Below are 10,459 nucleotides of genomic sequence, written 5' to 3'. Positions count from 1 at the left end.
GGTGCGTAAAGATGCGTCCGACGGAGTTGGCGCGAACGAATGGAGCCCTGGAGGTTCGCAATCGCCCGGCGGGGGCGGGACGACGGAGTCGTTTTGCTTATGCTGACCGTCCGGAATATCCCAAATCGTTGGCGGTGAAATGGGGGCGCTTATGGTAGAATGAAAAAAGAAATACATACTTTTGATTTGGGAAAGGAGCATGAAAACGATGAAGTACCGGACACTCGGACGGACGGGACTGAAAGTGTCGGTCGTCGGCATCGGGACGTGGCAGTTTGGCGGAGAATGGGGCGTCGACTACACGCAGTCGGATGTGGACGCCATCCTGGGCAAAGGCAAGGAGCTTGGCATTAATCTGATCGATACGGCGGAATGCTACGGGGATCATCTGTCAGAGAAGCTGATCGGCGGCTATCTTCGCCGCGACCGGCGCGAGGATTGGATTATCGCGACGAAGTTCGGCCATCATTTCCATGCTCATCTGAAGCGAGACGACCGCTCCTCGGCGGAGGATGTGAGGGAGCAGCTCGAACAGTCGCTGCGGGCGCTCGGCACGGACTATATCGATATTTACCAATTCCATTCGCTCTCCGACGAGCGTTTCAACAACGACGACATGTGGACGATGCTGGACAAACAGGTTCAGGCCGGCAAAATCCGCCATCTGGGCATCTCGATCGGCTACAACGGCAATATTTATCAGACGAAAAACGCCACCAAAGTGAAGGCCGACGTCATTCAGGTCGTGTACAACCGGCTCGACCGGACGCCGGAGGAGGAAGTATTCCCGTCATGCCAGGATCAGAACCTCGGCGTATTGGCGCGGGTGCCGCTCGCCAGCGGCTTTCTGAGCGGAAAATATTCGAAGGACAGCGTCTTCCCGGAAAACGATGTGCGGGCGAGCAAAGGACGCAACGATCCCGAAGGACGAATCAAAATGATCGAAGAGGTGGAAAGAATCCGCAAGGAGGAAGTGCCGGAAGGCGTCAATATGGCGGAATGGGCGCTCGCATGGTGCCTCAAGCACCCGGCCGTGACCGCGGTCATTCCCGGCTGCAAGGATCCTTCCCAGGTGGAGAGCAACGCCAGGGCGGCGAAACTGGTCCAGGAATAACGGCATACCGGAACAGTGGAACCGCGGCCTCTATCCGACGTAGAAAATGATATAGTCGCAGAACGACGATTGTCGATTATAGAAGAGCGCCGAATCAGTGCGCTACATGCGTCTAGGGGTAGAGAGCGGGGGGAAATGCTGTGACAGTGTTGAAAGCGGACATTCACTTTGCCGGATACGAAGAGAAAAAGCCGGTCATACGCGATATCGGATTCGAGGTCGGGGCCGGCGAACTGGTCGGACTGATCGGACCGAACGGCGCGGGCAAAAGCACGACGATCAAGACGATTCTCGGGCTGCTGCGGCATATGGAAGGCAAGGTGCAGGTGCTGGGGGACAACGGCCGGTATGCGTACGTGCCCGAACAGCCCGTATTGTACGAATATATGACGCTATGGGAGCATCTGGAGCTGGCTGCGTCGGCCTATGAACTGAACGGTCCGCAACTGGCCGAACGGGCCGAAGCGCTTCTCCGGCGTTTCCGGTTGTCCGACGCTCGCGACCAGTATCCGGTCAAATTTTCCAAAGGAATGCAGCAGAAGACGATGCTCATTATCGGGTTTATGCTGGAGCCGGACGTCTACATCGTCGACGAGCCTTTCGTCGGGCTGGACCCGCGGGCGACGCGGGACTTTCTGGAGCTGTTGGAATCGGAGCGGAAGCGGGGAGCGGGCATCCTCATGTCGACGCATGTGCTGGATACGGCGGAGCGGATATGCAGCCGCTTCGTGCTGGTCAACGCCGGAACGGTCGTCGCTACCGGCACGCTGGATGAGGTGCGCGAACAAGCGGGGCTCGCGCCGGACGCTTCGCTGTTCGACTGCTTCGACGCGCTGACATGAGGGGAGGCCAAGCGATGGGACATCGATGGACGCCTCCCCGGCTGTTCGCGAAACGGGTCGCGTCGTTCTGGAGGAGCCAGTACAAAGTATGGAAGACGGCGCTTGACTGGACCGTATGGCTCTATCTGCTCATCCCCGGGCTGTGGATTTGCGGCGGCTTGTATGCCGACCTGTGGCGGGACGAGCCCGCCTGGCTCTCCAACATCCCGCTGGCGATCGGGAGCGTCGCCTTGCTTCTGCTCGGCGTGCTGTCCGGAAGACTGCGCGTTTTTGTCGAAGAGGCGGACCTGCTGTTTCTGATGCAGCGGCCGCGATGGGTGAGAACGCTGGCGAAGCTCGGCATCGTCTATACGGCTGCGGGGCAGATCGTCAAGACCGCCGTGCTGTTTGTTGTTGCATTGCCTTGGCTGGCGCTCGGCCTAGACCTGCAAGCATGGCAAATTATAGGCTGGGCGGCGTTCACCGCGCTGTGCGGCCTGCTGTCCTCGCTCACCTTCGCCATGATGGAGACGCGATATCGCAGCTGGCGCAAATATGCGGCCGGGACGGCGCTCGTCATCGTGCTCTCGGCGATCTATATCGTTCCCGTCGCCGTAGTTTTAAGCGAGCCGGTACCGTTCGCGGCTTCGGTTGCGGCTGTGCTTGCAGCCGTCTTGCTTGCAGCCGTCGCACGGCTCAGACAGCGCGGGACATTCGAAGCCGATATCGCGCGCGAACGGAAGGCGCGGCTTTCCAGCACCGAGCTTCTAATGAGCCAGGTGATCGAGAAGAAGCCCGTCATATCATTCAAACGGCCGCTTTTATTTCGCCGTTCGGGACGCATTTTTCGGGGCAACGATCAGGCCGATGTCATAGCGGGGCAATACATCAAATCGTGCCTGCGCCAGTTCCGGCTGATAAGAGTGCTGTACGGCTATTTCGCCGTATCGACGGCCGCCGTCGCGCTTTCTCCTGCCGCTCTCGGACTCGGGCTCGCGGCGGCGGTGCCGGTATTGCCCTCCATCTGGCTGCAGGACGGGTGGCGCGGCTGGCTGAACGAGCCTTTTATGGCGCAATTCCGCTGGCGGAAGACGGCGCTTGCGAAAGGCGGCAACCGGGTCCGGTTTTGGCTGCTGTTGCCGGGAACCGTCTGGCTTGCCGCCTATGCCGGCTGGAGAGCGTTCGGCTGGTGGGGAGCGCCGCTTGCCGCAGCTGTCATCCTCGGATGGTCGGCGCTGCTTCAATCGGTCATCGGCAGTTTGATGACGGTTCGTCAGGAGGAGTCCGGGATATACGGGGACGGGCGGGAACGAATGGAGGAGCCCGCTTCCGGGCACACTGACGAGAAAAAGGAAGATCGACCATGATGGAAGCCAACAGCAGCACCGCCCTGTTGTTTCAATTCAGCGATGCCGCATCCGCCGCCGCAGCCTGCGATACGATGATCGAGCTCGGTTACGATTCGATGCTGGCGGAGGATGCCCGGCTTCATCTTCATTTGGAACGGGACGACGTCGTCTCGGCACTGGAAATTGCGCAAGCCCACGGAGGCCGGCTGATCGAAACGCCGCCGCTGCTCGAAAGCTCGTTGGCTGACGGCGTCTACGCGATGGATCAGGTGCCGATTCCGGCTCATATCGTGAACGAGGATTGGACGGAAGCGTACGCATCCGGCGATGAGCCTGCCGACGAAACGCGGGATGGCACCGAATTGCCGTTCAACGGTTTTCCGGTCGAGGAGAACGGCTGAAAGTCCCGGCATCGGCGGCGAATCGCCCCAATTTCGGTTTCCGCCCCGGATTACAAAGCAACAGCCTTCCATGTCCGCCTGTCAGGCGGGCACGGAAGGCTGTTTGCGCTTTGTCTAGCGGTGAACCAGCATAGCTTTCGCCGCCGCGCTGGAACCGGCCGTATAGCCGGTCGAGAAAGCGGCGGTAATGTTGTAGCCGCCCGTATACCCGTGCACATCGAGCACTTCCCCGCAGAAGTAAAGCCCGGGCAGCAGCTTCGACCCCATCGTCCGCGGGTCGATTTCTTTCAGATGAACGCCGCCTCCCGTGACGAACGCTTCCTCGATGGACAGCGTACCGTTTATGCGGACGGGCAGCGATTTCATCTGCATCGCAAGCTCCCGCCACGGTCCTTTCGGAATGTTGGCATATGTGACTTCCCCGTCAATGCCGCACCGGTTCAGCAGAAACAGCAGCAACCGCTCCGGTATGTACCCTCGCAGCGCATTGCGCACCGCCTTTTTGGGCTCGTTGCGCGCCAGCTCCAGCGTTTCCGCATAGATATCGTCGGCCGATTTGTCCGGCAGCAGATCGATCGCCACGGTAACGGTTTCCGCACCCGAACGCTTCAGCGCCTTGACGACGAATTGGCTGCATCTTAGCGCCGCAGGGCCGGACAGGCCGAAGTGGGTGAACAGCATATCGCCTTCGTGCGCGACAAGCTTCTTCCCTTTGCTGTCGTATACCGTCAGGACGACGCCCGAGAGGGAGAGCCCCTGCAGCTCGCGGCTTTGTATCCATGGCTCGGGGGAGGTCAGCGGCACTTCGGTCGGGTACAGATCGGTAATCGTATGGCCGGCTTGCTTCGCCCATTCGTATCCGTCCCCCGTCGATCCGGTGCGCGGCACGGACTTGCCGCCGGTGGCGACAATAACCGCCGAAGCGCGGACCGTTTCGCCGGAGGCCAGCCGGATGCCGCGCAGCTCGCCGCCCTGGATGTCCAGCGAATCCACCTTTACGTTGACCCGGATTTCCACCCCGAGCGAACGGACTTTGCGAATAAGGGCGTCGACGACGCTTTTGGCCTTGTCCGTTACCGGGAACATGCGGCCTTCATTCTCCTCTTTGAGCCTGATGCCCATTTCCTCGAAAAAGGCGATAATCTCCCGGCTGCCGAACTTGCTCAGCGCACTGTGCAAAAACTTCCCGTTTCCCGGAATATAGCGTATCAGTTCGTCCGGTTCCTTCCGGTTGGTTACATTGCAGCGGCCGCCCCCGGAAATCCCGAGCTTGCGCCCCAGCTTGTCCCCCTTGTCGACAAGAAGCACGGAAGCGCCGGCGGAGCCGGCGGCAACGGCGGCCATCAGACCGGCAGGTCCTCCGCCGGCAATTATGACGTCATAATTCATGGATGCTCCTTTACAAAATAGGCATTCGCCCGTCTGTTCTTCGCGTGTTATATTAATTGTAAATAATTTCGCGGTAAATACCAAATGGACAGCCGGCAATAAGAAAAGGTCTGAGGGAGGTCTTCACGGATGATTCACACGGAATGGAAGCTGGCGGCTTCGGACGGACTGACGCTGTACGCCAGAGAATGGCTGCCTGCCGAACGCGAGGCGGTCGGAACAGTCTGTATTGTGCACGGCATGGGCGAGCATAGCGGCTGCTATGCGGAGCTTGCCGGCGCGTTCACGGAAGCCGGCTTTGCCGTATTGGCGTACGACCAGCGCGGTCACGGCCGTTCCGCCGGCCGGCGCGGCCATTCGCCCTCGATCATGGCGCTCGTAAGCGATGCGGGCCTGCTGCTGGAGGAAGCGCGGACGCGGCATCCCGGCCTGCCCCGTTTTCTGTACGGGCACAGCATGGGCGGTTCCGTCGCGCTGAACTGTGCGCTTCGGCTGCGGCCCGGGCTTGACGGACTTATCCTGTCGAGTCCCTGGCTGCGTCTGGCGATGCGCGTGCCCGCGCTGAAATTGCGGATCGGCCGGATAATGGCCCGGCTTTGGCCGACGCTGCCGCAGCGCACCGGATTGAAACCGGGCGATCTGTTTCGGGCCGCGTCCGACGCAGCGCCGCAGCCCGATCCGCTGAACCACCTGTGGATTACGCCCGGCATGTTCGTTGCGCTGGAGGAAGCGGGCGAATGGGCGCTTGCCCATGCGCGGGAGCTGGATACGCCGCTCCTGCTGATGCACGGGACGGCCGATCGCGTCACTTCGTTCGAGGCCAGCCGGGAATTGGCCCGTCAGGTCGGAAGCCGCTGCGAATTTGTGCCGTGGGATGGCGGCTATCACGAGCTGCATCGCGATCTGGACAAGGATGACGTCATTCGGCATATGACGCGCTGGCTTAAGGCAAGGCTCCGTTCAAAGCCGCGCGAGCCGTTCCGCGAATGACCGGCCGAATGACGGAAGCGTTCGTATGCGCGCATCTATCAATCTATCGCCGGTTGACACCCACAGATTGTAAAAAAAGAATACATATGATTTAATCGGTAATATCAGGGGGATAACCGCACGACAGATGGGGGGAAAATGATTTTCGGTGTGGAAGGAAATGCTGCTGCAAGCCATCCTGGCGCTTGTACCCGCGCTCGCTTTCCAAATACGGTACGACAGGTCGGACAGTTGGAAAGAAGTTTCCCTCTTGCTGGCTGCACTGTGCGGCGGAGCGATGGCTCTATGCATGCTGACGTCATATGCAGTTGACGGCTATGAGCTGAATTTGGGCCTCAGCCCTTATATACTGGGTTCTCTTTACGGCGGATTGCCGGCAATGGCCATGTTGACCGTGCTGTACATAGGGCTGCGGGCGATATGCATGGACGCATCATGGGAGCTTGCAGGATTTCTATCGTTTCTTATGATATTTGTTCCGCTTCTGGCGCTGACAATCCGGCCGTTCCGGCTGGCGAAGCGCCACGATCGCATGAAAATGGCATGGATGCTGGCCGGCGTGCTGTATGTATGCCATGTCGTGCTGTATGTCGTTACCGTCCGGGCGTCGAATATGCCGCTCGATTTCGGCTGTCTGCTGCAAGTATTTGCTTTTAGCACGGTCGGATTGGCGGTGCAGTGGGCCTCTTTTTTATTGTCGAGAGCGTAAAAGAAAAACAGCAGCTGCACGAACAGCTGCAGCATATGTCCGGCAATTTCCGCAACGAAGCGCAAAAGCTGCAGCAGTTTATCGATGAAACGAGTCTCGGCGTCGTCATTGTCGACAGGGAAGGCCGCATTACGCATATTAATGAAATGGCCATGCAGCTGTTTCATAAAAATGTGAACGGACGCAGCCGGTTGGAGCTGATTGGCCTTTCGTTCCCGCGTCTTTCGGAAGGAATCGACAAGGAGAGCCAGGAGCTTCTGTACGGAGCGCTGAAGGGCAAGCAAGCGACATCCCACCTTAGCAAAACGGATGCAAAAACCTATGTCAAAACGTCGTTCTCCATTCGCGATCTGCAAAGCGGAGCGATAACCGGAGCCGCGCTGATCTTTTACGACGTGACAGAACTGAACTGGCTCAGGGACGAGCTCGGGCGGATGGAACGCCTCAGCCTCGTCGGCCAGATGGCTGCCAGCATTACCCACGAAATTCGCAATCCGATGGCCGTCATCCGCGGTTTTGTCCAGTTGATGAGAGAGCGGAGCCCCGATCATCTGCAGGAATATTTCCGCATCGTGCTCGACGAGCTCGACCGGGCGAACAGCATTATTAACGACTTTCTATCTCTTGCCCAGAACCGGATGATCGAGAAGGAGCGCTGCTCGCTCAACAGCATTATACTCGAGCTGCTGCCGCTGCTGATGGCCGACGCCAACATGAGGGGGCTCAAGATCGAGCTCGATCTGGAAGAAGATCTTCCCGAACTCGAACTGAACGAGAAGGAAATCAAGCAGCTCATTCTCAATCTGGTGCGCAACGGAATGGAAGCGATGGAGGATAAGGGTGAAATACGAATCGCGACCTTCGCCATCGAAGACGCTGTCGTCTTGCAGGTTACGGACGAAGGCATCGGCATTCCGGAGGAGAAAATCGAGCGTCTGTTCGAGCCGTTCTTTACGACCAAGGAGCGCGGCACCGGCTTGGGACTGCCGCTTTGCCTGAGTATCGTGGAGCGCCACAACGGCGTCATCGAGGTCGAATCGCGCGAAGGAGAGGGGACGACGTTCACCGTCAAGCTGGCGCTCGAGCCGCCCCCGGCATAACCGGGCATAACGGGATGTGCGGCGTCGCATACTAACGTTGGAAGGAGGTTCCAACGTGCACAAAAACAAGAACCGTGGCCAAAGGAAAGCCGGGGACGAGCGTCCGTCGAAGGCGCGCGAAGCGCCGCTCGGCCATACGCCGGAAGTGCCCGGCATCGACAGAAGGCTGAACGGCCCGAACCGGCCGGCGGAATAGGGAGGAGCATCGCATGAGCAAGGACGACTCCTCTTACGATCCGTTCGAAATCGAATTTTTGCCGCAGTTTCGGAAAGGCCGGGGGCCGCGCGAGCCGTTCGTGAATGAATACGGCGTCGTGATCGGCGATCACGAATACGATTCTCCGGAGTCGCCGCTGAGCCAATGGACGGAGGATACCGACCCGGCGATTATGGCCGGCGATCAGTGGGTTCATCCGTTTAAGGATGTCGGGTTCCACACCGCGGAAAATCGCGATTATTTCGAACGCGGCATTGCGCCCGCGTCCGGCATTTTCATGCACCCGCAAGAGAATGCCGGTTACCGCTCGGGCGAGCTGTCCGGTCATGCGGCCGCAGACGAAGAAGAAAGTTCCGCGGATGATGCGGATGACAATCCGAAGGACAGATAACGGCATGACAACTCGCGGCCGCAAGCCGGCGGACGCGCCGCCTGTTCGGGCGGGCTGTCCGTGGAAGCCGGCCACGGCTTCGGCGTCGTGCTGGTCGAGGCGCGCGCCGCGAATGCCGGCAGCGGCGGGAAGGCGGCCTATTCGCGGCCGCCTTTTCTCTTTGCTTTCGATACGGACCGGCGGTATAATAAAAGTCAAATGAGGAAGAGAAGGAGTGGATTGCCCCATGTCGATGTCATTTGAGCGATATATGTTGGATATGGTTCAGCCGATGCGCGACGAGTTGACCCGTATCGGCTTTCAGGAGCTGCGGACGCCGGAAGAAGTGGAGGAGAAGCTGCCGAACGCCAAAGGAACGGCGCTTGTCGTCGTCAATTCCGTTTGCGGCTGCGCGGCCGGCCAGTGCCGCCCGGGCGTGGCGGAGGCGCTTCGCCACGATGTGACGCCGGATCACCTGTTTACGGTATTTGCCGGACAGGACAAGGAAGCGACGGCGAAAGCCCGCGAATACTTTGCGCCGTACCCGCCTTCCTCGCCTTCGATCGCGTTGATGAAGGACGGAGAACTGGTATATTTCATCGAACGTCACCAAATCGAGAATCGCTCGGCGGCGGAAATCGCCGCGGATTTGACGGGAGCGTTTGACCGTTTTTGCCGGTAGGGAGGCGCAGGCGAAGATGAGCATGCAGCAGGAAATTATCGAGCGGTTCGGCGTAAAGCCCAGCATCGATCCGGAGCAGGAAATTCGCAGGCGCGTCGATTTTCTGAAGGATCACGTGCGCAAGGCGAACATGTCCGGGCTGCTCATCGCGATCAGCGGCGGCATCGACAGCGCCGTAGCGGCCGGCTTGTGCAAGCGGGCGACCGACGAGCTGACCGCCGAGACGGGCAAGGAGTATATGACGCTCGGCGTATTTCAGCCGTACGGGAAGCAGGAAGATATTGACGACAGCTACGCTGTGGCCAAGGCGTTCAACCTGAAATATACGGTCGAAACCAATATCGAAGACGCCGTCGACGAGATCGCGCTGGAAGTCGAGCACGCGTTCAAGTCGCTCGGCATCCACCGGCATCTCAGCCGCGGTGCCAAGGGCAATGTGAAGGCGCGTACGCGGATGGTTACGCAATACGCGCTTGCCTTCGACCTCAATCTGCTTGTCGTAGGCACCGACCATGCTTCCGAGGCGATTACCGGATTTTTCACCAAATGGGGGGATGGCGCGGTCGACATTACGCCGCTCAGCTCCCTGAACAAGCGGCAGGTGCGGCAGCTCGCCGTCGTGCTGGGCGTGCCGGACAGCGTGCTGAACAAGGCGCCGACGGCGGGATTGTGGGAAGGCCAGACGGACGAAGGCGAACTGGGTATTCGTTACGAAGACAACAGCGATTATTTGGAAGGCAAGGAGATCGACGCGGCCGTGCGCGAGAAGCTGGAGCAGCAGTATTTGAAGACGGAGCACAAGCGGTCGCCGATTCCGGGCATCTAATGCGGGTGACGAAAACTGATTATCGGCATCGGGCATGATCTGGTCGACATCGGACGGGTGGCCGGGCTGCTGGAGAGCGGCTTGGCCGCCCGCTTCTTGGAGCGGGTTCTGACTTCGGGCGAGCGCGAACTGGCCGCAGGCTGCGCGGAGAAGCGGCGCGCGGAATTCGTCGCCGGCCGTTTCGCCGCGAAGGAAGCGGTCGTCAAGGCGCTCGGCTGCGGTATTGGCGCCAAAGTATCGTTTGCCGACATTCATATCGGCAAAGACCCCATGGGTAAACCGGAGGCGCTGCTGACCGAGGCGGCATGGAAGCGGCTTGGACTCGACGGAAGCCGCATCCGCCTGTTCGTTACGATCACCCATGAGCGCGGCCTTGCATCGGCGTTCGCCGTCGCCGAAGACCGGCCCGACTCGGGCATGCGTCTCATTCGTTAACCGGCGAGTTTTTCGAGAGCGGGGGTTGTCCTTTAGCTGAACTGCACCCTGTCAAG

At 59.7% G+C, this 10,459-nt stretch carries 14 protein-coding genes; 13 read left to right on the top strand and 1 reads right to left on the bottom strand.

Features of this window, described 5'->3' with window-relative positions; genetic code table 11:
• The first annotated feature begins 208 nt into the window (after positions 1-208).
• The 4 genes from PACILC2_RS10520 (at position 209) to PACILC2_RS10505 (ending at position 3,685) form a co-directional block, all read left to right on the top strand.
• A complete protein-coding gene (locus tag PACILC2_RS10520) occupies positions 209-1,114 on the top strand; it encodes an aldo/keto reductase (RefSeq protein WP_213528826.1) in 906 nt (301 codons plus the stop codon).
• 140 nt (positions 1,115-1,254) lie between these two features.
• Positions 1,255-1,956, top strand: a complete 702-nt coding sequence (locus PACILC2_RS10515; RefSeq protein ID WP_213528825.1) for an ABC transporter ATP-binding protein — start codon at positions 1,255-1,257, stop codon at positions 1,954-1,956.
• A 14-nt stretch (positions 1,957-1,970) separates the two neighbouring features.
• Positions 1,971-3,302, top strand: a complete 1,332-nt coding sequence (locus PACILC2_RS10510) for an ABC transporter permease (protein ID WP_213528824.1) — start codon at positions 1,971-1,973, stop codon at positions 3,300-3,302.
• Positions 3,299-3,685, top strand: a complete 387-nt coding sequence (locus PACILC2_RS10505; protein WP_213528823.1) for a hypothetical protein — start codon at positions 3,299-3,301, stop codon at positions 3,683-3,685. The genes PACILC2_RS10510 and PACILC2_RS10505 overlap by 4 nt, the downstream gene beginning before the upstream one ends.
• A gap of 114 nt (positions 3,686-3,799) precedes the next feature.
• Here the strand turns inward: PACILC2_RS10505 and PACILC2_RS10500 are convergent, their stop codons facing one another.
• Positions 3,800-5,074 carry a BaiN/RdsA family NAD(P)/FAD-dependent oxidoreductase gene (locus PACILC2_RS10500; RefSeq protein ID WP_213528822.1) on the bottom strand — a complete coding sequence of 425 codons (1,275 nt, stop codon included), beginning with the start codon at positions 5,072-5,074 and terminating at the stop codon, positions 3,800-3,802.
• Positions 5,075-5,203: 129 nt separating this feature from the next.
• Between PACILC2_RS10500 and PACILC2_RS10495 the strand changes: the two genes are divergently transcribed.
• The 9 genes from PACILC2_RS10495 to acpS all read left to right on the top strand — a co-directional run bounded on the left by PACILC2_RS10495 (position 5,204) and on the right by acpS (position 10,403).
• A complete protein-coding gene (locus tag PACILC2_RS10495; protein WP_213528821.1) occupies positions 5,204-6,064 on the top strand; it encodes an alpha/beta hydrolase in 861 nt (286 codons plus the stop codon).
• A gap of 148 nt (positions 6,065-6,212) precedes the next feature.
• Positions 6,213-6,773 (top strand): hypothetical protein, encoded by a 561-nt coding sequence (locus PACILC2_RS10490; RefSeq protein WP_213528820.1) that lies wholly within the window; start codon positions 6,213-6,215, stop codon positions 6,771-6,773.
• Positions 6,743-7,873, top strand: coding sequence for an ATP-binding protein (locus tag PACILC2_RS10485; RefSeq protein WP_213528819.1), 1,131 nt, complete (start codon positions 6,743-6,745; stop codon positions 7,871-7,873). Before PACILC2_RS10490 ends, PACILC2_RS10485 begins: the two co-directional genes overlap by 31 nt.
• Positions 7,874-7,928: 55 nt before the next feature.
• Entirely contained in the window at positions 7,929-8,069 is a 141-nt protein-coding gene (locus PACILC2_RS10480) for a hypothetical protein (RefSeq protein ID WP_213528818.1), read from the top strand.
• A 13-nt stretch (positions 8,070-8,082) separates the two neighbouring features.
• Positions 8,083-8,481, top strand: a complete 399-nt coding sequence (locus PACILC2_RS10475) for a DUF3905 domain-containing protein (protein WP_062495602.1) — start codon at positions 8,083-8,085, stop codon at positions 8,479-8,481.
• 60 nt (positions 8,482-8,541) lie between these two features.
• Positions 8,542-8,724: a hypothetical protein gene (locus PACILC2_RS10470; RefSeq protein ID WP_062495601.1), complete on the top strand. Its 183-nt coding sequence runs from the start codon at positions 8,542-8,544 to the stop codon at positions 8,722-8,724.
• Positions 8,708-9,142, top strand: a complete 435-nt coding sequence (locus PACILC2_RS10465; RefSeq protein ID WP_062495599.1) for a BrxA/BrxB family bacilliredoxin — start codon at positions 8,708-8,710, stop codon at positions 9,140-9,142. Before PACILC2_RS10470 ends, PACILC2_RS10465 begins: the two co-directional genes overlap by 17 nt.
• A 16-nt stretch (positions 9,143-9,158) precedes the next feature.
• Positions 9,159-9,968, top strand: coding sequence for an NAD(+) synthase (gene nadE, locus PACILC2_RS10460; protein WP_062495597.1), 810 nt, complete (start codon positions 9,159-9,161; stop codon positions 9,966-9,968).
• A 15-nt stretch (positions 9,969-9,983) separates the two neighbouring features.
• A complete protein-coding gene (gene acpS, locus PACILC2_RS10455; protein WP_062495595.1) occupies positions 9,984-10,403 on the top strand; it encodes a holo-ACP synthase in 420 nt (139 codons plus the stop codon).
• The last annotated feature ends 56 nt before the right edge of the window (positions 10,404-10,459 follow it).

This window comes from Paenibacillus cisolokensis (genome assembly GCF_018403665.1).
In the GTDB taxonomy this organism is placed as follows: Bacteria; Bacillota; Bacilli; order Paenibacillales; family Paenibacillaceae; genus Paenibacillus_AH; species Paenibacillus_AH cisolokensis.
This window is presented reverse-complemented; position numbering and strand designations above follow the sequence as displayed.

Bases quoted from the DNA above. Each gene is read 5' to 3' on its own strand.
- PACILC2_RS10520 (WP_213528826.1), top strand. From the start codon at position 209: ATGAAGTACCGGACACTCGGACGGACGGGACTGAAAGTGTCGGTCGTC.
- PACILC2_RS10510 (WP_213528824.1), top strand. From the start codon at position 1,971: ATGGGACATCGATGGACGCCTCCCCGGCTGTTCGCGAAACGGGTCGCG.
- PACILC2_RS10505 (WP_213528823.1), top strand. From the start codon at position 3,299: ATGATGGAAGCCAACAGCAGCACCGCCCTGTTGTTTCAATTCAGCGAT.
- PACILC2_RS10500 (WP_213528822.1), bottom strand. From the start codon at position 5,074: ATGAATTATGACGTCATAATTGCCGGCGGAGGACCTGCCGGTCTGATG.
- PACILC2_RS10495 (WP_213528821.1), top strand. From the start codon at position 5,204: ATGATTCACACGGAATGGAAGCTGGCGGCTTCGGACGGACTGACGCTG.
- PACILC2_RS10475 (WP_062495602.1), top strand. From the start codon at position 8,083: ATGAGCAAGGACGACTCCTCTTACGATCCGTTCGAAATCGAATTTTTG.
- PACILC2_RS10465 (WP_062495599.1), top strand. From the start codon at position 8,708: ATGTCGATGTCATTTGAGCGATATATGTTGGATATGGTTCAGCCGATG.
- nadE (WP_062495597.1), top strand. From the start codon at position 9,159: ATGAGCATGCAGCAGGAAATTATCGAGCGGTTCGGCGTAAAGCCCAGC.